Below are 23,838 nucleotides of genomic sequence, written 5' to 3'. Positions count from 1 at the left end.
TCGCCGTCCTACTTCGCCGTCTCCTGCGGAGGCGCCCCCGCTGTCGATCATCAAGCAATACATCGACGGCCAAGCCCGACCACTCTGAACGCCGGGCTACTCCCGCCGACACACGGGATGGGCTCACCCCGCCATAAATGGCGAGGCTTGCGCCCAAGATGCATGTCAACCGCCCTGGGTGGAGGGGTCCACAACGCCGGCTCCGGGCACCGGTCACGGGGTCGAACAACTTTGGTCCCCGCGCCGCGGGACCTTCGACCGGCGCCCGCGGCGCACCCGCCGGTTAGCATCGGAGGCGCAGCCGCGTCGACGAAGGGGCCGCGCTGATGAAAGGCCCGCACCGATGAAGGGAATGGCCGATGTCCATGATCGACGATGGGGTCACCGTCCTGCCGGAGAGCGAATGCTGGAACCTGCTGGCGGGTGTGACGCTGGGGCGACTGGTGACCAGCGTCGGCGGCCAACCCGAGATCTTCCCGGTGAATTACGCTGTGCAGCGCCGCAGCGTGCTGTTCCGCACCGCCGAGGGCACCAAGTTGGTCAGCACCGCGATCAACCATGACGTGCTGTTCGAGGTCGACGACCACGACGTCGCCGAGGGCTGGAGCGTGATCGTGCGGGGCACCGCCCGCTCGCTTCACACCGCCGAGGAGATCGAGGACGCCGAGCGAGCCCAGGTGCTGCCGTGGACGACATCGGAGAAATCGCACTATGTGCGGGTGATTCCACGGCAGGTCACCGGTCGCCGCTTCCGGTTCGGCGGCCAGCTGCAGCAGGATTCGGTCCGCGCCTGAGCCGGCGGGGGCGCGGCAGGAACTCCAGCGACAGCAGCACGATCAGCGCGGCCGGGATGTCACGCCCGCACAGCACCACGTAGCGCCGTTCCCCCACCGCGTGAAACTTGCACAGGTAGCGGTAGAGGGACTCCAGGCGGATCAGGGGATCCAGCAGATGGATCAGCCGGTAGGCGACACGCTGCGCCAGGCTCGGGTGGGCAGCGTCGAAGATCTCGGGAAATGACGCGAAAGCCAGCGACAGCCGCTGGGCACCAGATGACTGCGCCGCGAGGATCATCTCGACGCTGAGCCGTTCGTCGACCCCGTTGGGGGCGTCGGGGCGCCGAAACGGCACATCGAGGGAGATTTCGGACCCGTGCCCGGCGGTGGCGTAGCGATGGAAGGCCACCACCCGGTCCCCGCGGTCGCGGGCGATGGCCAGCCTGATCCCGGGGAAACGACCCTGCAGGGCCCCGTCGAGATTCATGCAGAAGCCGCGTTCGGTGCGTGCCGCGCGGTGCGCGGCATACAGCACCTCGGTGAGCTGGGCGGTCAGCGGACCGTCGAGGCGCTGCTCGTCGACGATCTCGACGCTGACCCCGCAGTTACGGGTGCGCTGCACCGCTTGGCGCAGGTTGCGGAACCGGCGTCCCCGCAGGCTGAACCGGGCGACGTCGACGACGACGTCGTGGCCGATCGGCACGGACAGCACCGGCGAGCGCACCGCCCCGCCGCGCCACAGCCCCAGCCGCCGCCCGCCCGCGGCCAGCACGATGATCCGCCAGCCCCGCTCGCGGCACATGCGGACGAAATCGTCCACCAGGTCGTCGAAACGGGCCACATCGCCGATCGGGTCGCCGCTGACCACGGCCAATCCGAGCCGGGCACGGTAGGCGATCGCCGCGGACCCCTCGGCGTTGAAGAAATAGCTCTTGCTCGAGTGCATCGCGAAGGGCGCCAGCGCATCCGCGTGCGTGGCGTCGACCAGCGCCCAGACCTGCGCCAGCAGGTCGGGTTGCGGCCGGCTCGCGGTGGGCCACACGAGCACCGCCCCGGCGCCGGCAACCATGAGGTTGCCGGGCAGGGCGAACGACAGGAAGTGCGCGCACAGCCCGCCGGCCACCGCGCCGGCCGCCGCCCAGGCATGCCCGGCGGTGACCGGCCGCCCCAGAAAGATGCCCCGCGCGATCAGCGCGACCGCGGCGAGTAGCGCCAACGACCAACCGAACCGGCCGGGAGCGACCCGGCCGGCGCCGAGGTACTGGCGCGCGACCAGCACCGTCGACCAGCCGAGCACGCACGCCAGCATCACCACGCTGACGACGCGGGCCGCCGGGACGTCGGCGCTGACCAGCACCCGTTCCCGGCCGCGCGGCCCCGCGGGGTGCCTGCCGTCCCGCTTGACCTTCATGCCGTGCTCGCTCCCCGGGTAGCAGGTGCCCGCGCACCGTACAGTTCAGGCTAATTCGTTCGACGGCCCTGCCGCGAGAGCCCTGCGACGCACTCGACCACGTCCGGCACGGCGGCCGCGACCCGGGGGGTCAAGCCGGTCCCGTGCCCGACGTCGGCGACCTCGACGGTGAACACCACCAGCGCGCCGGGCACCCGCCCGAGCACCCGGCCCAGCGCGTGCGCCCGGGCGACGTCGGGGCCGTGCGAGCTCAGGCCGTCGCCGGTGTCCAGGTCGGCCGGCGCGCGCCGACGGACGCGACCCGGCACGGCGGCGGCCGTGACGACGGCGTCGATCACCACCGCCAGGTCCCTGCCCGACCATGCCTCGATCAGGTCCATGGGGTCCGAGATCGCCGTGCGGACCTCGACGCCGGGCAACGCGAGCCGCTCGAGCGCCGCCGCGGCGGTGACGCCCACGCCGTCGTCGCGCCGGTAGGGGTTGCCCAGCCCGAACACGACGACGCCGGCGGTCACCGCCCGTCCACCGTCAGGGTCAGGAAATGCGCCGAACACGAGATGCAGGGATCGTGGCTGCGGATCACGCGTTCGCACAGGGTGGTCAGCGCGGCGTCGTCGAGCGCGAGGTTGCCGGCCACGACACCGGCCAGGTCGGCTTCGATCGCGGCCTGGTTCTGGGAGGTGGGCGGGATGATCGTCGCGGCGGCGACCAGCCCGTCGTCGTCGATCCGGTAGCGGTGATACAGCAGGCCCCGGGGCGCCTCGCTCACGCCGTGCCCGACGCCGGGGCGGGCGACCACCTCGACGAACGGCCGCGCCGGGCGCTGGTAGTCGCCGATGATGCGCAGCGCCTCCTCGATCGCGTAGACCACCTCCACCGCGCGGACCACGATGCTGCGGAACGGGTTTCGGCATTCGCCCGAAAGACCGGCGCGGGCCGCGGCCTGCGCGGCGAGCGGCGACAGCGCCGCGGAGTTCAGCGCGAACCGCGCCAGCGGCCCGGTCAGGTACCGACCGCCGTCCAGCGTCGCGTGCAGGGCCGTGGAGTAGGGCACCTGCGACTCGGCGACGTGGTCGCCGAACTCGGCGACCGGGAACGCCGGTCCCGCGCTGCGAGCGATCACGCCGTTCTCGATGGGATACGCGCCGGGGGCTGACAGCGCCAGGAACTCGTGCTCGAATTCCAGGTCGGGGAAGTCGAACCCGGACACCCACTCGACGGTGGCCAGCGCCTCGTCCAGCGCGCGGCGCAGCATTTCTTCCAGCGGTGTGAACTCCGCGCGGGTGGGCACCGAGTAGAAGCCGCCGAGCCGCACGTTGACCGGGTGGATCGCGCGCCCGCCGACGAACTCCATCAACCGGTTTCCGGCCTTCTTCAGCGACAGCCCCCGCTCGACGGCGCCCGGGTGGTCGCGCGCCATGCCGATGATGTCGGAGTGGCCCAGGAAATCCGGTGCGTGCAACAGATAGACGTGCAGGACGTGGCTGTGGATCCATTCGCCGCAGTACAGCAGCCGGCGCAGCGCGACGATCTCGGGATCGACCTGCACGCCGCAGGCGTCCTCGATCGCGTTGCAGGCGCTGACCTGGTAGGCCACCGGGCAGATCCCGCACACGCGCGCGGTCAGGTCCGGCGGCTCGGTGTAGGCCCGCCCGCGCAGGAACGCCTCGAAGAAGCGGGGCGGCTCGTAGATGTTGAGCTCGACGCGCTCCAGCGCGCCGTCGCGCAACGAGACATGAAGCGCGCCTTCGCCTTCCACCCGCGTCAGGGTGCCGACGCTCAGCGTGCGCTTGGTGGGTGTCACTGCTCGCCCCGCTCGGCCGCGAAGGCGGCCCGGAAACTGGTGACGTTGAAGGTCGAGAACACCCGGTCAACGTCGGCCTCCGACATGCCGTCGCGGCGCAGCAGCGGGATCAACGTCGCGGTCCGCGGCGCCGCCGACGGGCCGAAGCAGCCGAAGCAGCCCCGGTTGTGCCGCGGGCACAGCGCGCCGCAGCCGGCGTGGGTGACCGGCCCCAGACACGGGGTGCCCTGCGCGACGACCAGACACGTCACGCCGCGCTGCTTGCACTCGGTGCACACCGTCTTGGCCGGCAGGCTGGGTTTGCGCCCGATCAGCAGCGCCGCGAGCGTGTCGAGCAGCTGTCCGCGGTCGATCGGGCAGCCGTGCAGCTGGTAGTCGACCTGCACGTGCGCCGAGGCCGGGGTGGAGGTGGCCAGCGTGTCGATGTACTCCGGCTTGGCGTAGACGACGGAAGCGAACTCGGCGACGTCGGCGAAGTTACGCAGCGCCTGCACGCCCCCGGCGGTGGCACACGCGCCGATGGTGACGAGAGTTTTCGACTGTTCCCGGATTTCGCGGATGCGTCGTTCGTCGTGGCCGGTGGTGATCGAGCCCTCCACCAGCGACACGTCGTAAGGTCCGCCGACCATCGCGCTGGAGGCCTCGGCGAAGGTGGCGATCCGCACCCGCTCGGCCAGGGTGAGCAGCTCGTCCTCGCAGTCCAGCAGCGTCAGCTGGCAGCCGTCGCACGAGGCGAACTTCCACACGGCCAGCGTGGGCGGGCTCATCTACAGCTCCTGCACGTCGAGCAGCGGGCCGGCGACGTCGTAACCGACGACGGGGCCGTCGCGGCACAACAGCAGCGGGCCGAGCTGGCAGTGGCCGCACCACCCGACGCCGCACTGCATGTTGCGTTCCAGGGATACCCGAATATTCTGTGCCGCAACGCCTTTGGCCAGCAGCGCTTGGGCGCCGAAGCGCAGCATGGACTCGGGCCCACACAGGAACGCGGTGGTGCGTCCGGTGTCCAGCGCCAGTCGGCGTAGCGGCTCGGTGACCAGCCCCACCTCCCCGCGCCAGCCCTGCACCGGGACGTCCACCGTGACGTGCAATTCGATCTGCGGATCCTGCGCCCACTGCTCGAGCTGGGCGGCGAACACGAAGTCGGCCCGGGAGCGGGCACCGACGATGAGGGTGAGCTGGCCGTAGCGCGACCGGCCGGCCAGTGCGCCCAGCACCGCAGGACGCAGCGGGCACAGGCCGACACCACCGGCGACCATGACCAGGTCCCGCCCGGCGGCCTCGTCCAGTCCCCAGGTGGTGCCGAACGGGCCGCGCACGCCGACGACGGCGCCCGGCCGGGCATCGTGCAGCGCGCGGCTGACCGCGCCGACCGCGCGGATGGTGTGCGTGATCGACCCATCGGTGACGCTGGGGTCGCCGCTGATCGAGATCGCCGCCTCCCCCACGCCGAAGGCGTAGAGCATCATGAACTCCCCGGGCTCCGGGGCCCGCAGCGGTTCGCCGACCGGTTCCAGGCACAGCGTCGCCGAGTCGGGGCTCTCCACGACGCGGCTGCGCACCCGGTAGGGGTTGGGGGCCATCGGCCGTTCAGCCATCACGGGCCATCGTGTTCATCTCCGCGGTGAGGTCGATGCCGGTGGGGCACCAGGCGATGCACCGCCCGCAGCCCACACAGCCCGACGTGCCGAACTGGTCGTGCCAGGTGCCCAGCTTGTGGGTCAGCCAATGCCGGTAGCGCGACGCGCCGGACTGGCGCACGCTGCCGCCGCCGTGGACGTAGGTGAAGTCGAACTCGAAGCAGGAGGCCCACTGCCGCCACCGCTGCGCGTGCTCACCGGCGAGGTCGCTGACGTCCTCGGTGCTGGTGCAAAAACACGTCGGGCACACCATCGTGCAGTTGCCGCACGTCAGACAGCGACTCGCCACCTCCTCCCACTGCGGCGACTCGCGGGAGGCGACCAGCAGCTCCCGCAGATCGGTGTCGGGCATCCGGCGGCCCATCTTGTGGCTCGCGTCCTGGACATCGGCTCGCGCACAGTCGATTTCGTCGGCCTCGGCGGACCGGTGCGGCACCGCGGCGAGCACGTCGGCGCCGTCGGGGCTGCCGACCTCGACCAGGTAGGTCACGCCGTCGCCGCCGGTGCGTTCGGTGAGCGCCAGGTCGTAGCCGGGCCCGGCGGCCGGGCCGGTGCCCATCGAAGCGCAGAAGCACAGCCCGCCGGGTTCGGTGCAGTTCACCGCCACCACGAAGATCCGCCGCCGCCGGCCGACGAACGCGTCGTCGGGATACTCGCCACGGCCCAGCACCCGGTCGAGGGTGGCGATCGCGGCCAGGTCGCAGCCGCGCACCCCGAGGAACGCGTAGCGCGGGGCCTCCTCGCCGTCGTCCGCTTCTGCGGCCCCGTCCCGCGTCCCGGCCCACAGCCGCTGCCGCGGGGGGTGGAGGAACTGCTTCCACGACTGCGGGCCCGCGGAGTGCCCGAATGCCGCGTCGTCGTCGCGCCGGCGTACCCGGTAATGCCCCGGGCCCACGTCGACACCCCAGCCGCGCGGCAGGTCGGCGGCCGATTCCAGTTCGGCCAGCACGATCGCGTCGTCCCGCAACGTCGGGCCGATGACGCGGTACCCGCGCCCGATCAGCACCTCGACGAGGCGGTGCAGCGCCGCCGCGTCGAAGACCGCGGCCCCGGGATCTTTGCCGTGCCCGCTCACCGGCCCGTCACCAGCACTCTCAAGTCCCGCTCCCACCGGGCTTCGCGGCTCCGGTCGAGTTGATGGACGACGGCGGCCAACAGCAGGGCCAGCGCGGCGCTCGCGGTCAGCAACGTCAGCACCACGGCGCCGGCCGCCGCGCCCACGGCATGCCAGGCCGGCGCCGGTGGGGCCGTCGGATTGCCGGCCGCGTCCACCCAGATGTCGACGGCCTCGCCGGGTCTGACCCGATCGACCAGGCCCAGCACGGCGCTACGCTGCTCCCCGCCCGGCACCGTCCACCTCACCTGCGCGACCGCCACACCCAGGACCGCGGGGTGCGCGTCGATGACCTGCGCCCGCACCGGGTGCCGTTCGCGGGCCTGCTGAGCGTAGGACCGGTCAAGCGCCCCGTAGGTCGCCGCCCCCACCACACCGGCAACGGGCACCGCGACCAACGCCGCGACGATCGCGATCAGCACCACCAGCGCCTCGAGTCGGTCGGCGGGCCGCAGCAACGGGTTGCGGCCAAGGACACGGACGATCAGCCACCGGCGCGGATCCCACGTGAACGTCTCCACCGGGCGGCCTATTCGACGACGTTCGGCTCGGGGCCGAAGGCCCAGTCGACGAACTCGGAGAGATCACGACGCGGGGTGGCCGGCAGCGGGTCGGCGTTGATCGGCGCCCAGCCGACCCGCAGCAGCATCTGCGGATGTTCGCTGCCACCGAAGATGTCGTCGCGGACCTCCGCGCGGGTAACCGGGGTCTCCAGCGGTTCGGTGACCGGGCAACTGGCCAGCCCCAGCGACGTCGCGGTGAGCAGGACCGCACTGGTCGCTTCGCCGGCGCGCAGCTGGGACATCCGGTCGTCGGCGCGGGTGCCCAGCGCGAGCACAACCGCCTTGTCCTCGGCCGGCGAGGTGCCCGGCGTCATCGGCAGCGACGGGCCGGCGAAGAACCGGCCAGGGATCTTCGACGCCGGGTCCGGCGCCGGCGTGTTGCGGGCCGGGACGCCGGCCACCGAGGCGTACCGCCCGCTCCAGGTGGTCAGCTCGGCCATGTACTCACGGTTCCGGTGATCCGCCACGGATTGCGCCACGATCTCGTGCAGCTTCTCGACGTCCTCGACCTGACACAGCGTCACCCCGTTGCGGGCCGCCCGCGCGGCCATCAGCGCGATGTCGGCCACCGGGACCGGCCAGGAGCCGTAGTGACGACGGTCGGTGCGCCGGCGCGGTATCGCCGCGGCGAGTGCGATGTCGACGGCGTCGGCGGGGTGGCGCGACAGCTCGATCGCGGCAAGATGGCGGGGGTCCGCCGGATTGGGCAGCCGCGTGACCTTGGCGCGCCAACCGACCGCAGCGAAGGCGACCGCGCAATGATGCAGCGCGGCACCGCAACTCAGGATCAGGTCGCGGCCATCCGGGTCGGTGTTGGGCAGTTGGCGGTTCTCGTCGGCGTAGAGATGCAGGCTCGCCTCGTCGACGTGCCACCCCCACGGTTGCGTGTTGTGCACCGAGGGCGCCCGGGAAGCCAGTGCCAGAACGGTCCGGATCGTGCCGGCACCCGGAAAGTGCGCGCTCATCGCGGTTGTCCCTTCGGCTCGAACATCTGACCTTCACGATCACGCGATTACCGTGGCCGCACGAGGGCACGACGGCTCTAACCGGAGGGACTTTGTGCCAATCCCGGTGTGTCAGGCCATGGGGAAGACCGCGACGAACAGCCGGTCACGGATCCCCGCGGACTTTCTTACAGATCAGCCGCCGGCGGCGGGCGGTGCCGGCGGGATCGCAGCCTGCCCGCGTGCCGCCAGCGCGGCGGCGACGGTGGCGGCGGCGATCGTGAGCAGCGCGCCGAGCATGAGTGCCGCCGCCTCGCCCGCGACCAGCAGGTGCTCCTGGGTGCCGATGGTGGCCGCGGCCACCGGCACGCCGAGTTGCGCGGCCGACAGGCCCCCGAGCGCCAGCGGCTCGCCGAGCAACCTGCCCACGCTGTGGGCCAGCACGGCGCCCAGGCCCAGGCATAGTCCCAGCACGACGAACCGCGGCTGCGACCCCAGCTCACGGACCTGCAGCGAGGCGCCCAGCCAGACGAAGAACAGCGGGCTGAAGAATCCCTCGGTGATGCCGAAGAGTTGACGCGCCAACCGGTGCGGTTCCCCGACGACGGCGATCACCAGACCGAGGGCGAAGCCCGCCAGCAGGATCGACACGTGGGTGCCCACGGCCAGCGCCGCCAGCCCGAACAACACAACGAGGTTGGTCCGCAGTTCCAGCGCGAACCGGCGCTTCTCGGAATAGACGTGCACGCGCCGGCGCCAGCCCCTGCGGTCGATGGCGCGCAACACCGCGAACAGCACGAGGGCACAGCCCGTGACCGCCAGCGCGCCTGCCGCCGCTTCCGGCAAGCGCCGGATGTCGATCACCAACGGCAGCAGCACGATACATGCGGTGTCGGCGATGGCGATCTGCGCGGTCACCGACCGCACCGCCGGCCCCCGCAACCGCAGCGAGTCGATCACCGGCAACGCCAGTGCCGCCGACGACGAGGCCATCAGGACCGCGTAGAGCGCCGCGTGGTGGATGCCGAACTCCGCCGCCAACCCGAACGCGAGGGCCACCGCGACCACGCCTACCGCGCCCACCCGGGCGAACGCCACCGGCAGCATCGACCGCAACTGGTCGCCGCGGACCCGCACGTGGGCGCCCACTACGAACATCACCAACGCGAAGCCGATGTCGGCGAACAGCGCAAACGTCGGGTCGGTGGCATCGACGAGCCCGAAGCCGGTCCTGCCGATCACCACGCCGGCCATCAGCTCACCGATGACCACCGGAATCCGCAGACGCGGCAGCGAGGCCAGCGCCGGGCCGGCGAAACCCACCGCGCTCAGCAGCGCCAGGGTGCCGAAATCGGGCCCCGCCATCTCAGTGTTCCCTCGGCCCGACGGCCGGGTTCCCGGTCAGCACGGGTGCCATTGTGCACAGCTGGGCGCCGTGGGGCGAACGGTGTCGTCACCGCTCAAGTCATGCCGGACGGCGGCAGCCGTTGCTCGACCCACTGCCAGTCGATTCGCTCCTGTTCGAGGCGCACCCGCTCACCCAGCCCGTCTGCGACCAATTCCGAATACAGGTCGTATTCGTCGGGCGTCAGTCGCGTCAGGACCGACTTCGCAGGGTGGTCTTCGGTCACCCAACGGTCGCGGTGTGCCAGCAGCGTGTCCCGGTCCATCAGCACCGAGAGCGCCGGCGGGAGCCGCGCCCGTAGGCGGTCGAGAATGGCGAATCCGTGGGTGTCGATGTCTCCCCAGTAGAGGATGTCAGCCTCCGCCAGCCATCGCAGCCGACCTACGCTGTCGATTTCGAAGCCCTTCCCCCAGAACACAATCCCGTCTTCGGGGACATCGACGCTCAGATAGCTGATCTCGTTCTCCACGATGACCACCGTCCGTGGTTCAACGCTGAGCTGTGTCAATTCTTCGGAGCGCGCAGCGAACTCCGTGAGCTGACCGGGCAGACCCAGCGACGGCGCGGGTCGCAGCCGTACCAACCCGGGCTTGGGCCTCAGACCGAGGCCCGCAAGAAATCCGGAGGATGTCGCCGGCACTCCGAGCATCGCGGCCAGGACCGTCCGGTACCTCTCGGCGAACTTGGTGTCGACTCCGGGCGCACTGATCTCGCGAAGGTACCTGTGCGAGTCGCGGTTGCCGTCGAGCCACACGTAGGCGGCGATCAGCTGGGGCATTTCGGCGGCCAGTTCGAGCGCGCGATGCGGATGGTCGAGGATCCACTCGCGAACCCGCGGATACGAGTCCGCCAGGGCAAGCAGATCGTCGAAACGACGCACCGCGGCCGTCACTGTGAGCAGCGCCCAGGCCTGTTCGATCGACGACACCACCGCACGAACGGGCAGTAGGTTGCGGCCGATACGTCTGCCTCCAATCGATTGCCACTGCAAGCTGTACCGACTGTTTTGGCGGCGGCCCTCGTCAAGTGCTACAACCCAGTCTCTCACCGCGGCAACGTCGTCACCGACCTGCGACGGTGTGGGCCCGCGCAGAGGCACGTCGATCGGCGCAAAGGGATCGCCGTTGGCGTAGGCGCGCAGCAGCGATCCGTCGTCCCACCGTCGTCTCACCTTGGCGGCAATGTCGGGCGGCGTGGTCCACGTCGCACTCATGGCGCCACTCCTCCTCATCGCTTCGTCCCCCGCAACCGGGAGGTGCCCCCACTGCATCCTCGTCGGCGCGGCACTCACGACCGCCGTCCGTCGCGTCGTGTCGCTGGGTTCGAGCATGTGGTCGCGCACGAAGTCGTTGAGGTTGCCGACCGACTTCATCGACACGGTCTGGTGGAACAGCTCGAGCGCCTGCTCGGATCGGATTCCGAGCAGGCGGCGCATCGAGGTCGCGTATTTGGGGAATTCGTCGAAGATCTCTGTCCCGGTTGCGCGCAGCCTCTTGCGAAGATCGCGTAGGTCGGTGCCGAAGTCGGCGAAATCCGTTGCGATCGAGAGCGCTTTGGTCGCGGTGACGAAGAAGCGGTAGGGCTGCCCGGTGCTTTCGCGCTGTTGGAAGACCTGGGCCAGCGTGATCGTCTCGTCGTAGCCGTGGTTGGTGAACACCCCGAGGACGACGGAGTAGGTCCGCCTGTTCTCGCGCAGGCCCTTGGCCCGTGACCGTCCGGTGGCCTCGTTGCGCTCGGACTTGTAGTGGCCCTCGACGTAGGACCGCAGGGTGCGTTCCTTGGCCTCAGCACCCGCGGCTTTGTTGTAGGCGGCCTTGTGGGACGGCATCAGCAAGGTTGTGAGCGCGTCGACGATCGTCGATTTGCCCGACCCGATATCCCCGGTGAGCAGCGCCGTCGGTGTCGGGAGTGAACCGCCACACCTGGGAGTCGAAGGTGCCCCAGTTGAATACTTCCGCGCACTGGAGCCGGTAGCCGGCCCTTCGGGTGTCACCGAGCCCGACCATCGAGAACAATCCGTCACCCATCGGCGGCTACCGTTCCGGCATACTCCCGCAGCTTCGCCGCGAAATCCGACAAGGTCTGGGCGTCGACGTAGGCCTTGAGGATGCGTCGCACCTCCCAATGGTCGTGCTGACCGCGAAGCTGCCGCAAGAACCCGAGTTCGCGCGCTTTGTTGATCGTCGTCTCGGCCTGGTCGACGATGCGCGCGTCGTTGCTGGACTCGGCCTGGAAGAGCCTCAGCATCTCCACGATCTGCTCGGTGGACAGGACCAGCCGGCCGTCGCCACCGGCCGTTTCGAACTCGACGAGCCGCTTGCGCAGCAACACCAGCAGCAGGCTGACGTTGTAGGTCAGTGCGCGCCGCCGCACCAGGCGCGGCAGCGCCTCGTCGCCGTCTTCCTCGGGCCGGGACCGAAGGTAGGCATAGCCCTCGGCCTCGTCGACGACCACGTCGACGCCGATGGTGGCGAAATGGTCTCGGACACCGGCGCCCAGGCGTTCCAGCGTCAGCCAGGTGTCTTCGTCGGATTCGCGGTAGACGACACCGCCCATCAGCCGGATGATCGCGCTGGCGACCGCGTGGTCGCTGCTCATCGCCGCCTCACTCTCACCGTCGCTTCACCGTCACTGTGGGCAGCCGCGCCCGCTTGGTGATGTCCGGGTCGGCGGGGTCGGAGTACTCCAGCAACGTCTCAGCGGTGTCGTCCATGTCGACCGTCACGTCTTCGTCATCGAGGGCGAGGTAACCGACGATCTCCGCCGCGCCCTGCTCGATGGGGTGCGCCGCGATGATGTCCGACAACAGCGCCACCGAGCCCTCGGGCAGGACGCTGCGGACGATTTCGACCAGCCGCGCCTGGTCGACGAAGGTCTGCCTGAACAGCAGGTCGGCGTCGACCTCTTCGGTGGCCGCCGCAATCTGGCTCTCGACCGCCACCGGCGCAGGCGTCTGGTAGAGCGGGCGCTCGAACGGCAGCGCCATGTCGATGCCCGGCTGATCGACTTCCAGCCCGAAGGCCGGCGGGTTGTCCCGGAGCTCCAGGGCGACGCCCTCCACCGCGCGAACCAGGTCGAGAACGCGCCGGTTCTCCAGCTAGACCTGGTCGTCGAGGAAGCGGCGCAGTTGTTCGGATATCTGGCGGACTGTGCGCTGCGCGCGATCGGCCGCCTCGGACCAGTCGTGGTGGATGCCGCGAATCCGGTGATCGGCTTCGATCGTGTCGAGGGCCGACACCTTGGCGAGCAACTCCGCGAGTTCGGTTTGGCGGGTCTCGGAGAGTAGGTAGTCGTAGAAGGCTCCGAAGCTGCGCCCCTGGTCCGAGCCGGCGATCTCGGAGCGGCTTCCGACCAGCTCGGCGAGCAGTTCGCCTTTGGAGCCATCCCATGCCGCGATCTTTTCTCGCGCGGCACGGTCGAGATGCCGAAAATTTTCTTCCACCTCGCGGAAGTCGGCGAGCAGTTCCCGCGCGGTCGCCGACAGCTGCTGGTAGCGGTCGCGGACCCCGGTCGCGTCCAGCATGGTGACGACGCCGGATTCGACGGCCGCGATCTCGGCGTCGAGCTCGTCACGACGGCGACGCAGTTCGGCCAACCGGACCTGGGGTTCGACTTCGGTGCCGTGCACGATCTGTCGCAGTAGCTCGACGACGGTGTGCAGCCTGGATTCGGTCCCCACGAAAGATCTGCCCTGCAGGCTCATCACCCACGCGTAGGCCTTCTCGAACGCCGGGGTGACCTCGTAGTGCACTTCATCGTCGCCGGGCGGATAGAACCGCCGCAGATACGCGGCGTCGGTGGCAGCCCAGTCCTCCAAGTAGGACCGCGCGTCCTTCGGAAAGCGTTCGGAGCCGTCCTCGCCGGTCACTTCGGCGTTCAGCGCGTGGAGGTGGTCGTCCAACTCCGCGGCGACCACACTTGCCGGGCAGGCACCGCGGTTACCCTCGACGAAAAATTCCCCGAGGAAGGCCAGGATCAGGGTGGAGTTGCCGGCGCGCAGCAGTCGCCACGCGGGGTGGCGTTCCCGCAGCGCGTCGATCGCCGGATAGTCCATCCCCGAAAGCGTAGAGAATTCCACCGACAGATTCGGGGCGCGCTCGCCGGAAAAAGACCGCCGTTCCGGATCTGCCGACATGGGTGGACGACATAAGTGGACGACAGGGGGTGGACGACATAAGTGGACGACAGGGGTGGACGACAGGGGTGGACGACAGGGGTGGAACTGTCCGGGCCTCTGCTCGCGCTGTACCGGGCGCTCGCCGTCGCCGGACTGGTTGTGGCGGCCCTGGACCTGACATGAGATCGCATGACGACACAATGTGAGGAAATATCAACATTCTCCCTTTTAGGCTTCAATGTGGTGATTTCTTGCCACCGAGATCCGACCAGGCTAACGTGCTCAAATGGCAACATCTGCCGGTCGCGAGATGACGGCACGCTCGGCGTCCGCGCTGGGGCGTGCGCTGCGAGCTGAGCGCCAGGCTCAGGGCCTGACTCAGAGCGAACTTGGCGAGCGATCCCGAACCAACCGATTCTCCATCGCCCAACTCGAAACCGGCGACGCCACCAAGGCCATCGAGAAGCTGTTCGACACGCTCGCCGCGCTTGATCTCGAACTGGTGGTCCGCCCTCGCCAAGGCTGGAAAGCCCGATGAGCCTGGATATTTGGCTGCACGGAGTACTCGCGGCGCGAGTCACCCCGAAATCCGGGGGACGCAAGCTCGTGATCGAGTACACCGACGAGGTGCGCCTCGGCTACGGCGGCGGCGCGCCAATCCTGTCCTGCTCCCTGCCCTCGGTCCCGGGACCGAGCGCACCTTCGGTTTCACGATCCTTCCTGGAAGGCTTGCTTCCGGAAGGTCGCGCGTTGCAGCACGCCGCCGCACGGCTGCGCGGCGTAGAACTCGATCTGGCCGGCGCTCCGGCAACCCCTTCAGATGCCATGGCCGTTCTTGCCGAATACGGGCGCGAATGCGCTGGGGCGGTTGTCGTGGTGCCTGCCGGAGAAGCGTTGCCGACCGAGGGTCACCCGTCTTCTCCGCTGAGCGAGGAGGAACTTGGCGACCTCATCCGGAATCTGCCCACGAGACCTCTGGGTGCCGACCCCGCCAGGGGTATCCGGATGTCACTGGGGGGCGCGCAGGACAAACTGCTGCTGACCCGCGTGAACGGGCGGTGGTGCATGCCGGTCGAAGGATACCCCTCGACGCATATCCTCAAGCCCACCACCGTGTGGCCCCACAGCGCGGAGAACGAGGCACTGGTGCTGGCCCTGTCTCGGTCGTGCGGCCTGTCGGGTAACGCAGCGTGGGTCGAGCGGATCAGCGATGCGACCACGCTCGTCGCCGAACGCTACGACCGCAATGTCGCAAGCGACGGAACAATCCACCGCGTACACCAGGAGGACATGTGCCAGGCCGTCGGGCTTCGCCCGAAAGACAAGTACCTGATCGGTCGGCCCTCCGAACGCATGGCCCGCGTGCTTCGAGAATTCGCCGACTCCCCGCAGCGGGAAATGACGGACATCTACAAGCAGGTCGTGTTTCGCGCGATCGTCGGCGACGAAGACGGCCACGGCAAGAACTACTCACTGATGCTCCACGACGGAGTGGTTAAGGTTGCGCCCCTTTACGATTCGCTGTCCACGCTGGAATACTCCGAGCTGTCGGGAACCATGGGCACCAAGATCGGTGCGCAGCAGTCGCTTGCCACGGTGGATCGACAGGCGCTTCTCGACGAGGCGAAGGCCATGGGCCTGCCCGCTCGCGCAGCCGGGCAGGCGCTCGACGAACTCGCAACGCGCGTCCGCTCAGGCATCGAGCACCTGCCCGCCGAGATCACCGAAGGCTGGCCATCCGAACACCTGATCGAGACGGTGGCGGCGCGATCGCACCGCCTTGAAACCGGACAGGCACTCGGCGGCGTCAAAGAATCATCACGGCCGAGCCGAACGCTGGACACGATCACCGCCAACAAGCACCGGGCCGCCCCCGCCCGTGGCGGGACGACCTCGACGCCGTGAGTCGGCTGGGGCCGTGGCGTTGACCCGGCGCGCGAAGAAGTCCAGCCGACTGTCCGCGGCGGTGGCGGCAATGGTGGCGGCACTGGTGGCGGCACTGGCGGCGGCAGCGGTGGTGTGATGGCGGCGGCAGAGATTTCTCCGCTGGACGCCTCAAGGATGAGCGTCTGCACGACGGGACAGCCTCGCGCCGTCAGGGCGCTGGCTGGTCGGCGCGTTGGGGGTGCCGGGGTGTGGGTAGTCTTTGGGGCCACCAGAACCAGGGGCCGAGCGTGCGGGCCAGCGGCATCACCAGGAGCAGTCGCACGATCACCATGTCGAAGATCAGTCCGATGCAGATGGTGGAGCCGGCTTGGCCGATGTTGACCACTTCGCTGGACAGCATCGCCAGCATGGTTCCTGCCAGCACGAGTGCGGCGGTGACCGCCACGTTGCCCGACCCGGCGATGGTGCGGATCAGCCCGGTCCGGATGCCCGCGGGGAGTTCCTCCCGGTATCGCGAGAGCAACAACAGGTTGTAGTCGCACCCGACGCCGACGAGCACGATGAACGCGATCGGCATTGTCAGCCAATGTAATTGGACGCCGAGCAAGGTCTCCCAGATGAAGGTGGCCAAACCCAGGGAGCCCAGGAAGGAAAGCACCACGGTGATGAGCACGATCACCGAACCTGCCAAGGTTCGCGAAATCGCCATCACGATCAGGAACACCAGTCCGAAGGTCGCGAGCATCATCGTCAGAATGTCGTTGGCGGAAAGAGCCTGTACGTCTCGGTAGTTCGAGGAGGCACCGGCCATCAGCAGGCGGACTCCCGACAGCGAGGTGCCCTTGACGGCCTCGTGTGCGGCCGATTCGGCGCGCTGGATCTGGTCGATGCCTTGCGGGCTCATGGCCTCGCCCTCGTGGTAGATCAGGATCCGGGCGCCTTTGCCGTCGGAGGTCATCATGAACTTGAGGCCGACCTGAAAATCGTGAGTTGTGAACGCATCCGGTGGCATGAAGAAGAAGTCGTCGTTCTTGGCGTTGTCGAATGCGGTGGCCATGTCGACCATCGGGCCGACCATCGGCTCCAGCTGGGAAACTGCGGCGTGCAGCAGGCTTTGCGTCGTCAGCGTCAGTTGCTGCATGACGGCCACGTTCTTCACCGTCGCGTTGAGTTGCGCGATCATCTGTCCGGTGGCGGCGTCAACCGTACCCAAGCCGTCGACCAGGGGGCCGAGTTGGGAGGTCGCTTCGTCGATGTTGTCGATCGACTCATTGAGCGAGCGCAGCGCCCAGCATGCTGGAATGTCGAAGCAGTGCGGCTCCCAATACAGATAGCTGCGTACCGGCCGGATGAAGTCATCGAACGTGGCCAGATTGTCGCGGGTCTTCTCCATCGCGGTTTTCAGACCGCGGGACGCCTCCAACGACATGTGCGTGCCTGCGGAGAGCTGGCCGGTGATCTCGGCCATCTTCCTGGTGGAGGCCATCACGTCACCCATCCGGGCGGCCATGGTGTCGACGTCTTTGACCCGGTCTTTGAGGAATCCGAGATTCTGGCCGATCTTGGTGCCCATGGAGCCCATCGCATAGGGCAGCGAGGCGTGTTCCAGCGGTCGGCCGTTGGGGCGGGTGATGCTTTGCACCATCGAGATGCCTTGTGTGCGAACGATGTTCTTGGCGATGCGGTCAAGACTGATCATGTCGGTGGTGTTGCGCATGTCGTGATCGGCCTTGACGTAGAGCGTGTCGATGGAAAGCTGACTGGGCTGGAAATGCCGGTCGGCGGCGGCGTAGCCGCGGGAAGATTCGACACTTTCCGGTGCGTAATCCCGGTCGTTGTAGCTCACCGTGTAAGTGGCCAGGTTGGCGATGCACAGCGGGATCACCAGGGCGGCCACCGCGAGCATCGCACCGGGCCATTTGGCGATGACGGTCCCGAATTTGCGCCACAGCGGGCTGATCCTGGCCGGTTCGGACAGCCAGGGGAGCTTGCTGCCCAACGTCAGCAGCGCCGGGCCCAGGGTGAGCGCTGCGAAGACGGCGATCACCATCGCAACGAAACATGGTGGGCCCAAGGTGCGGAAGTAGTCGAGCGTGGTCAAGCTCAAACACAGACACGCACCTGAGATGGCGATGCCGGATCCCAAGACGACGTGGGCCACGCTGTGTACCGAGGTGTAGTAGGCGGTTTCAGGGTCCTGCCCAGCGCGTCGGGCTTCCTGGAAACGGCCCAGATAAAAGATCCCGTAGTCGGTGGCGACACCGAGCACCAGGGACACGGCCATGTTCATGGCGAACGAGGAGATCCCGATGAGGTGATTTTCGACCAGAAGCGAGTCGACGCCACGCGCCGTCGCCAGCGTGATCAACACACCGAACAACGGGATGATCGCCCTGGTGAACGACCGGTAGGCGACAAGCAGCATGACGGTGATGACGACGATCGTCACGACGGTGAGCTTGACCATGCTCTCGTCGGCCGCGTTGAGGGTGTCCGAAGCCAGGGGCGCCGGCCCGCTGACGTATACCGTGAGGCCCTCGGGTTTGTTTTTGTCGAGTTTTTCCACGATGTCGCGGATGGCCTTGATCGACCTGTTCGCGTCAGCATCGCCCAAGTCCCCGACGGGTCGCACGGTCAGTGTTGCGGCCTGCGCGTCGGCGCTCTGCTGGCCTGACCGGGTCACCGGATCGCCCCATAGGTCCATCAAGGACTGCACGTGCTCGCTGTCGCCGCGCAGACGACGAACCAGCTCGTCGTAGTACCGGTGGTCCTGCTCGCCGAGCTTGCGACCCTGGGTTTCCAGGACCACCACGGCCATGCTCGTGTAGTCGGACTCCCCGAAATCGTGTCCCTGGGTGATCGCGGCCGCCGCGGACGGTGCATCGCGCGGGATCATCGCCTTGGCGTTGGCCGCGGTCGTTTTCTCCAAGGGGGGCACGAAAATGTTCAGTGCCGCCGCGGCGACCACCCAGAAGATCACCACCGGGATCGCCAGAACCCGCAGCAGCCGCACGGGTGTCCGACGATTCTTTGACCCGTGCTTCCCCGCGGGTTGCGCCGGCACCGGAGCGGTGTGCTGCCCGCCCGGCGGCGGTGGCGGGAGCCGGACCGCGGTCATGCTGCCGTCACCGTGCATGCCACCGCCGCACCCGGATGGGTGACGACCTGCTCGTCGCGAACCTGGCCGTCGACCCGGATGCGGCATCCCAACGAGTCGCCGTCGACCTGCGCCACCAGGCTCAGCGACGCCGCCGACGACATCGTGGCCTCGGACACCGACCACGGCAAGGACGTCAGCTCGACCTCGATGGGCTGGCTGTTGAGGTCGGCGTAGGACACTTTCCCGTCAGCTCCGAGCTCGCCGAAAACCTCGTAGGTGACCCGCTTGGGGTTGGTCTGAACGACCGTGGCGGGGATCGCCCGTTTTTGCGGCGGATGACTGATCGCGTGCGAGTTCTCCCGGATCCGAATCACCCCGAAACCCACCATCACGATGACGACCAGCGCGACCGCAGGCATCCACGCGCCGGCGAAGATGCGCCCGGCCCGCCCCCGGAATCGTTCGTGCCGGTTCATATCCGAGACCGAATCTCGACGACGGACGACTCAACGACCAGCGGGCCCAACCTTTCATCGGCCGCCAGCTGGACGAGCCCCATGCGCACGCTGGCTCGGCTGCTCATCACGAACTCCTCCGAAACTCGACTCCGAAACTCTACGTACTACTTTTGTTACTCGTAGTAACATACCAGATTGTTACCAACAGTAACAACAGCTGGTTAGGCTGTTGCTCCATGGAGGCGAACTCGACGCTGGGCTCGAGGCCACGTCAACCCTGGGTACTGCGCCACACCGACCTGTTGGACACCGCCGAACGGTTGTTCTTCGAGCGTGGGTTCGCCGCGGTGTCGCTCGGCGACATCGCGAAGGCCGCAGGGGTGACCAAGCCGATTGCCTACCGCCACTTCACAACCAAAGAGGGCGCATATCTGGCCTGCGCCCGACGGGCGCAGGCCGACTTCGTGCAGGCCCTGAAACTGCGGGTGGACCCCTCGCTGGCCGTGCGCGAGCAATTCGCGGCCGCAGCCGACCTCTTCTTCGGGCTTCTGGAGACCCACCCGGAGCGCTGGGAGCTCATTTACGGCAGCGCGGCCGTGCTGCCCGCCCAGTCCCGCGAAGAACTCGCCGCCCTGCGGTCGGACAACATCGAAACCACCTACGCGCTGATCACCAAGGATCAGCGCGGCATACCCACGCTGTTCGCCGAAGGGCTCGCACACGCCATGTCCGGGGCAGCTGAACGCCTCGGACACTGGTGGCGGACGCGGCCCGACCTCGGCCGCGCGCACATGATCGACATCTACGTCGAAATCTTCTACGCCGCGGTGGCCCGCTACATCGATCCTCCATCGACCGACACGAAATGACGTGCGTCGTGCTCACGGCGGTGCCTCAGTTTTCCACGCGCCCGAACCCTCGCCGGCCCGGCCGGCCGTGAGCCGCGTTGTCCTCGAGGCTGTAAATCTGCAGGCCCCTACTCGCACTTCGTCTGCAGAATTTTCGTCTGCAGAATTACAGGCTCGCCGGGACGGGAGCGCACGCAGCCCCGCGAGCCGGACCCGTCCCCGCTCAACTCGCTACCGAGCCCGATGTTCCCAAAGTGTTCCCATCGGGCATGAAAATGGCTCCCGGAGGCCTCTCCGGGAGCCATTTCACCTGGTAGCGGGGACAGGATTCGAACCTGCGACCTCTGGGTTATGAGCCCAGCGAGCTACCGAGCTGCTCCACCCCGCGTTGGTGAACCCCAGGTTACCGAACCGACGTCAGCGCTACCAAATCGCACGGTCAGCGGGGTTGTCGGCGCCGGGCAGGCTTGTCGCCGGCGAGCGTGCGCACGATGCCTGCGCCACCGGCGTGGCCCCGCGCCGGCGCGCACCGGCATGGCATCGCACCGGCGCGGGGCACGAAGCCACCTACTTGGCGTTGTTGTACTTGGTGATCGCGTCGTCCAGGCGCTGCAGCGCGGTCCCGTAAGCGGCGAAATCACCCTTCTTCTGGGCATCCTTGGCCGCGCTCAGCGCCGTTTGGATGTCCTGCAGCGCAGCAGCTTTCGCCGGAGACAACGTCACCGCGCCGTCCGGGGCCGGCGCTGACGCCTGCGGCGGCGGCGCCGCAGGCGACCCGGGTGCCCCCTCCGGCGCCGGCGGGCTCGCGGGCGGACTCGCCCCGCCGCCGTCGGTGGGCTGGATACCCGTCGCGGCCGCACCCGCGCCGGGGCCGAACAACCCGGTGAGCGCGTCGCCCACCGTGGGGCCGTAGCCGATCTTGTCGTTGTACATCATCGCCACCCGGATCAGCCTCGGGTACGACGAGGCGGCGTCGCTGGCACCCGGGGAGGCATAGACCGGTTCGACATACATCAGCCCGCCCTGCCCGACCGGCAGCGTCAGCAGGTTGCCCCACCGGATCCGGTTCTGGTTGTCGCGCCCGATCACGCCGAGATCCTGGGACACCGCCGGGTCGGTGGTGATCGCGTTGTTGGCCAGCTTGGGGCCGTTGACCTGCCCCGGGATGGTCAGCACCGTGATCTTGCCGTAGGTGGCAGGGTCGGAGCTGGCGCTGATGTAGGCGGCCAGGTAGTCGCGCTTGAACCGGTTCATCGCGCTCGTCAGCTGGTAGGACGCTGAATTATCATTCTTGGCAATGTTTTTCGCGACGATGTAGAACGGCGGCTGATAGCTGCTGGCGGTCGGGTTCGGATCCAGCGGCACGTCCCAGAAGTCCGAGGTGGAGAAGAACGTCACCGGGTCGGTGACGTGGTATTTGGCCAGCAGCATCCGCTGCACCTTGAAGAGGTCCTGGGGGTAGCGCAGATGGTCGGCCAGCTCGGGGGTGATCTCGCTCTTGGGCCTGACGGTGTCCGGAAAGACCCGCATCCAGGCCTTGAGCACCGGGTCGTTCTCGTCGTGCTGATACAGCGTGACGGTGCCGTCATAGGCGTCGACGGTGGCCTTCACCGAGTTTCGGATGTAGGAGACCTGCTTGTCGGGCCCCAGCCTGTTGAACGCCACCTCGTTGGAGTCGGCGGTCGCCGACTCCAACGAGGTGAGTTGGGAGTAGGGGTAGTTGTCCAGCGTGGTGTAGCCGTCGATGATCCACACCAGCCGCTTGTTGACCACCGCGGGGTACACGACGCTGTCGGTGGTCAGCCACGGCGCCACTGCCTCCACGCGCGCAGCCGGGTCACGGTTGAACAGGATCTTGCTGTTGGACCCGATCACGTTGGAGAACAAGAAGTTTCGCTCGGCGAATTTGGCGGCGAACACGCTGCGGGAAAACCAGCCGCCGATCGGCACCCCGCCGAGCCCGGTGTAGGTGTAGTTCTTGGTCTCGTTGCTGGTCTCGTAGTCGTATTCGCGGTCCGTGCCGTTGTGCCCGACGATTGCGTAGTCGGCGGAAGTGTTGGCGATGACGGGTCCGTAGTAGATGCGCGGCTGGTCCAGCGGAGCGGGTCCGTCGGATATCACGCCACCGTTGGCGCCGACGACGTTGACCAGGAACTCCGGGTAGCCTCCGTTCTGGTTGGGGTCGTTGGCGATGCCGCGCACCGTGTTCGCCGGCGAGGCGATGAAACCGTTGCCGTGGGTGTAGACGGTGTGACGGTTGATCCAGTCCCGCTGGTTGTCGATCAGTCGGTCCGGGTTGAGTTCGCGCGCCGCCACCACATAGTCGCGCAATGCGCCGGTGTGGTCGATGTAGCGGTCGATCGACAACTGGTCGGGAAAGTAGTAGAAGTTCTTGCCCTGCTCAAACTGGGTGAACGCGGGGCTGACGATCGTGGGGTCCAGAAGCCGGATGTTCGACGTGGTGGCGCGGTCGGCCGCGACCTGCTGGGCGGTGGCCCTGGCGTCGCCGGAGTAGTTGCGGTACGTCACGACATCGGAGGTCAGGCCGTACGCCTGGCGCGTCGCGGCGATGCTGCGGCTGATGTATTCGCTTTCCTTCTGCGCCGCATTGGGTCTGACGCTGATCTGCTCGACGATCAGCGGCCAGCCGGCGCCCACGATCAACGACGACAGCAGCAACAACACCAGGCCGATGACCGGAATCCGCAAGTCCCGGAATGTGATCGCGGAGAACACCGCGGCGGCACAGATCAGCGCGATCGCCATCAGGATCAGCTTCGCCGGCATCACGGCGTTGATGTCGGTGTAGCCGGCGCCGGTGAACGGCTTGCCGCCCCGGGTGTGCGACAGCAACTCATAGCGGTCCAGCCAGTAGGCGAGCGCCTTGAGCAGCACCAGCGTCCCGACCAGGCCGACCAGCTGGATGCGCGCCGAGCGACTCAGCACTCCGCTGCGGCCCGACAGCCGGATACCGCCGAAGAGGTAATGCCCCAACAGGTTCGCCACGAATGCCAGGAAGACGGCAACGAACAGATAGCTCAGGACCAGCCGGTAGAACGGCAGTTCGAACGCGTAGAAACCCAGGTCCTTGCCGAATTGCGGGTCCTTGATGCCGAATTCGCCGCCGTGCAGGTAAAGCTGGATGCGCACCCAGTAGCTCTGCGCGACGATGCCGGCCAGCAACCCGATCGCGACGGGTACGCCGATGCCGACCAGGTGCAGTCGTGTCATCACCACGGCGCGGTAGCGCGCCACCGGATCGTTGTCGTTGCTCGGGACGAACACCGGGCGGGTGCGATAGGCCAGCGCCAGCCCGCAGAACACGATGCCGCCGACCAGCAGACCGGCCACGAGAAAGACCACGAGGCGGGTGAACAGCACGGTGGTGAACACCGAGCGGTATCCCAGTTCGCCGAACCACAGCCAGTCGACGTAGGCGTCGATCAGTCGCGGTCCCGCGAGCAGCAGGGCGATCGAGCCCAGGGCGACCACGATGAGAATTCGGCTGCGCCGGGTCAGCTTCGGCATTCTCGCGGCGGGCCGCATCCCCATTGACTACGCTCCTGATCGATTCAACTGGCGTCAACTGGCGTCACTGGCGTCACTGGCGTCACTGTGACCAGGAACCGCGTCACCGGACACTTCCTGGCAGTTTGCTGTGTATCCGCAAATATTCCCGGACGCAAACAACTGTACGCACACTCGCCCGCGGCGTGTCGGCTCCAACGGAGCCCTAGCACGTCGGCGGCCGTCCCCCCGACGTGATCGCGT

18 protein-coding genes, 1 tRNA gene and 2 pseudogenes are annotated in these 23,838 nt (G+C 68.0%); 4 read left to right on the top strand and 17 right to left on the bottom strand.

What is annotated here, in order from left to right; translation table 11 throughout:
* Positions 1-359 precede the first annotated feature (359 nt).
* Positions 360-794, top strand: a complete 435-nt coding sequence (locus ACOJVU_RS05455) for a pyridoxamine 5'-phosphate oxidase family protein (protein ID WP_421528856.1) — start codon at positions 360-362, stop codon at positions 792-794.
* Here the strand turns inward: ACOJVU_RS05455 and ACOJVU_RS05450 are convergent.
* The 13 genes and pseudogenes from ACOJVU_RS05450 to ACOJVU_RS05390 form a co-directional block, all read right to left on the bottom strand.
* Complete coding sequence (locus tag ACOJVU_RS05450; RefSeq protein WP_421528855.1) at positions 736-2,187, bottom strand: bifunctional lysylphosphatidylglycerol flippase/synthetase MprF; 1,452 nt, start codon at positions 2,185-2,187, stop codon at positions 736-738. The genes ACOJVU_RS05455 and ACOJVU_RS05450 overlap by 59 nt on opposite strands.
* Before the next feature lie 50 nt (positions 2,188-2,237).
* The gene (locus tag ACOJVU_RS05445; RefSeq protein ID WP_421528854.1) at positions 2,238-2,702 is read right to left on the bottom strand and encodes a hydrogenase maturation protease; all 465 of its coding nucleotides are present in this window, start codon (positions 2,700-2,702) and stop codon (positions 2,238-2,240) included.
* Positions 2,699-3,991, bottom strand: coding sequence for a Ni/Fe hydrogenase subunit alpha (locus tag ACOJVU_RS05440; RefSeq protein ID WP_421528853.1), 1,293 nt, complete (start codon positions 3,989-3,991; stop codon positions 2,699-2,701). The genes ACOJVU_RS05445 and ACOJVU_RS05440 overlap by 4 nt, the downstream gene beginning before the upstream one ends.
* The gene (locus tag ACOJVU_RS05435; RefSeq protein ID WP_421528852.1) at positions 3,988-4,758 is read right to left on the bottom strand and encodes an oxidoreductase; all 771 of its coding nucleotides are present in this window, start codon (positions 4,756-4,758) and stop codon (positions 3,988-3,990) included. Before ACOJVU_RS05435 ends, ACOJVU_RS05440 begins: the two co-directional genes overlap by 4 nt.
* Positions 4,759-5,589, bottom strand: a complete 831-nt coding sequence (locus tag ACOJVU_RS05430; protein WP_421528851.1) for an FAD/NAD(P)-binding protein — start codon at positions 5,587-5,589, stop codon at positions 4,759-4,761. It abuts the gene before it with no gap.
* The gene (locus tag ACOJVU_RS05425; RefSeq protein ID WP_421528850.1) at positions 5,582-6,706 is read right to left on the bottom strand and encodes a 4Fe-4S dicluster domain-containing protein; all 1,125 of its coding nucleotides are present in this window, start codon (positions 6,704-6,706) and stop codon (positions 5,582-5,584) included. The genes ACOJVU_RS05430 and ACOJVU_RS05425 overlap by 8 nt, the downstream gene beginning before the upstream one ends.
* Positions 6,703-7,266, bottom strand: coding sequence for a hypothetical protein (locus tag ACOJVU_RS05420; RefSeq protein WP_421528849.1), 564 nt, complete (start codon positions 7,264-7,266; stop codon positions 6,703-6,705). Before ACOJVU_RS05420 ends, ACOJVU_RS05425 begins: the two co-directional genes overlap by 4 nt.
* A gap of 8 nt (positions 7,267-7,274) precedes the next feature.
* Positions 7,275-8,273 carry an Acg family FMN-binding oxidoreductase gene (locus ACOJVU_RS05415; RefSeq protein ID WP_421528848.1) on the bottom strand — a complete coding sequence of 333 codons (999 nt, stop codon included), beginning with the start codon at positions 8,271-8,273 and terminating at the stop codon, positions 7,275-7,277.
* 174 nt (positions 8,274-8,447) lie between these two features.
* Complete coding sequence (locus tag ACOJVU_RS05410; RefSeq protein ID WP_421528847.1) at positions 8,448-9,617, bottom strand: cation:proton antiporter; 1,170 nt, start codon at positions 9,615-9,617, stop codon at positions 8,448-8,450.
* Between the two features lie 95 nt (positions 9,618-9,712).
* On the bottom strand, positions 9,713-10,870 hold the full coding sequence (locus ACOJVU_RS05405) for a Wadjet anti-phage system protein JetD domain-containing protein (protein ID WP_421528859.1): 1,158 nt from the start codon (positions 10,868-10,870) through the stop codon (positions 9,713-9,715).
* 87 nt (positions 10,871-10,957) lie between these two features.
* Positions 10,958-11,684: pseudogene (locus ACOJVU_RS05400) on the bottom strand (ATP-binding protein); the annotation flags it as partial.
* Positions 11,677-12,255 (bottom strand): DUF4194 domain-containing protein, encoded by a 579-nt coding sequence (locus tag ACOJVU_RS05395; protein ID WP_421528846.1) that lies wholly within the window; start codon positions 12,253-12,255, stop codon positions 11,677-11,679. The pseudogene ACOJVU_RS05400 and the gene ACOJVU_RS05395, both read right to left, overlap by 8 nt.
* A gap of 13 nt (positions 12,256-12,268) precedes the next feature.
* Positions 12,269-13,711 (bottom strand): annotated as a pseudogene (locus ACOJVU_RS05390) (DUF3375 domain-containing protein).
* Between the two features lie 349 nt (positions 13,712-14,060).
* Between ACOJVU_RS05390 and ACOJVU_RS05385 the strand changes: the two are divergent.
* Positions 14,061-14,312, top strand: coding sequence for a helix-turn-helix domain-containing protein (locus tag ACOJVU_RS05385; RefSeq protein ID WP_421528845.1), 252 nt, complete (start codon positions 14,061-14,063; stop codon positions 14,310-14,312).
* The gene (locus ACOJVU_RS05380; protein ID WP_421528844.1) at positions 14,309-15,679 is read left to right on the top strand and encodes a HipA domain-containing protein; all 1,371 of its coding nucleotides are present in this window, start codon (positions 14,309-14,311) and stop codon (positions 15,677-15,679) included. Before ACOJVU_RS05385 ends, ACOJVU_RS05380 begins: the two co-directional genes overlap by 4 nt.
* 190 nt (positions 15,680-15,869) lie before the next feature.
* Here ACOJVU_RS05380 and ACOJVU_RS05375 read toward each other — a convergent pair whose 3' ends face one another.
* Both ACOJVU_RS05375 and ACOJVU_RS05370 read right to left on the bottom strand, forming a co-directional pair.
* Positions 15,870-18,779: an RND family transporter gene (locus ACOJVU_RS05375; protein ID WP_421528843.1), complete on the bottom strand. Its 2,910-nt coding sequence runs from the start codon at positions 18,777-18,779 to the stop codon at positions 15,870-15,872.
* The gene (locus tag ACOJVU_RS05370; protein ID WP_421528858.1) at positions 18,776-19,180 is read right to left on the bottom strand and encodes an MmpS family transport accessory protein; all 405 of its coding nucleotides are present in this window, start codon (positions 19,178-19,180) and stop codon (positions 18,776-18,778) included. Before ACOJVU_RS05370 ends, ACOJVU_RS05375 begins: the two co-directional genes overlap by 4 nt.
* Positions 19,181-19,518: 338 nt before the next feature.
* Here ACOJVU_RS05370 and ACOJVU_RS05365 point away from each other — a divergent pair, with 338 nt between their 5' ends.
* On the top strand, positions 19,519-20,088 hold the full coding sequence (locus ACOJVU_RS05365) for a TetR/AcrR family transcriptional regulator (RefSeq protein ID WP_421528857.1): 570 nt from the start codon (positions 19,519-19,521) through the stop codon (positions 20,086-20,088).
* A 290-nt stretch (positions 20,089-20,378) separates the two neighbouring features.
* Here ACOJVU_RS05365 and ACOJVU_RS05360 read toward each other — a convergent pair.
* Together ACOJVU_RS05360 and ACOJVU_RS05355 are read right to left on the bottom strand one after the other, a co-directional pair.
* Positions 20,379-20,455: transfer RNA gene (locus ACOJVU_RS05360), tRNA-Met, on the bottom strand.
* A gap of 179 nt (positions 20,456-20,634) precedes the next feature.
* Positions 20,635-23,619, bottom strand: a complete 2,985-nt coding sequence (locus ACOJVU_RS05355; RefSeq protein ID WP_421528842.1) for a UPF0182 family protein — start codon at positions 23,617-23,619, stop codon at positions 20,635-20,637.
* Between the last annotated feature and the right edge of the window lie 219 nt (positions 23,620-23,838).

Source organism: Mycobacterium sp. THU-M104 (genome assembly GCF_049197365.1).
Classification (GTDB): domain Bacteria; phylum Actinomycetota; class Actinomycetes; order Mycobacteriales; family Mycobacteriaceae; genus Mycobacterium.
This window is presented reverse-complemented; position numbering and strand designations above follow the sequence as displayed.

Excerpts from the sequence above, each read along its gene's own strand:
- ACOJVU_RS05375 (WP_421528843.1), bottom strand. The coding sequence starts at position 18,779 with ATGACCGCGGTCCGGCTCCCGCCACCGCCGCCGGGCGGGCAGCACACC.
- ACOJVU_RS05415 (WP_421528848.1), bottom strand. The coding sequence starts at position 8,273 with ATGAGCGCGCACTTTCCGGGTGCCGGCACGATCCGGACCGTTCTGGCA.
- ACOJVU_RS05395 (WP_421528846.1), bottom strand. The coding sequence starts at position 12,255 with ATGAGCAGCGACCACGCGGTCGCCAGCGCGATCATCCGGCTGATGGGC.
- ACOJVU_RS05410 (WP_421528847.1), bottom strand. The coding sequence starts at position 9,617 with ATGGCGGGGCCCGATTTCGGCACCCTGGCGCTGCTGAGCGCGGTGGGT.
- ACOJVU_RS05435 (WP_421528852.1), bottom strand. The coding sequence starts at position 4,758 with ATGAGCCCGCCCACGCTGGCCGTGTGGAAGTTCGCCTCGTGCGACGGC.
- ACOJVU_RS05455 (WP_421528856.1), top strand. The coding sequence starts at position 360 with ATGTCCATGATCGACGATGGGGTCACCGTCCTGCCGGAGAGCGAATGC.
- ACOJVU_RS05430 (WP_421528851.1), bottom strand. The coding sequence starts at position 5,589 with ATGGCTGAACGGCCGATGGCCCCCAACCCCTACCGGGTGCGCAGCCGC.
- ACOJVU_RS05380 (WP_421528844.1), top strand. The coding sequence starts at position 14,309 with ATGAGCCTGGATATTTGGCTGCACGGAGTACTCGCGGCGCGAGTCACC.
- ACOJVU_RS05405 (WP_421528859.1), bottom strand. The coding sequence starts at position 10,870 with ATGAGTGCGACGTGGACCACGCCGCCCGACATTGCCGCCAAGGTGAGA.
- ACOJVU_RS05385 (WP_421528845.1), top strand. The coding sequence starts at position 14,061 with ATGGCAACATCTGCCGGTCGCGAGATGACGGCACGCTCGGCGTCCGCG.
- ACOJVU_RS05450 (WP_421528855.1), bottom strand. The coding sequence starts at position 2,187 with ATGAAGGTCAAGCGGGACGGCAGGCACCCCGCGGGGCCGCGCGGCCGG.
- ACOJVU_RS05370 (WP_421528858.1), bottom strand. The coding sequence starts at position 19,180 with ATGCCTGCGGTCGCGCTGGTCGTCATCGTGATGGTGGGTTTCGGGGTG.
- ACOJVU_RS05355 (WP_421528842.1), bottom strand. The coding sequence starts at position 23,619 with ATGGGGATGCGGCCCGCCGCGAGAATGCCGAAGCTGACCCGGCGCAGC.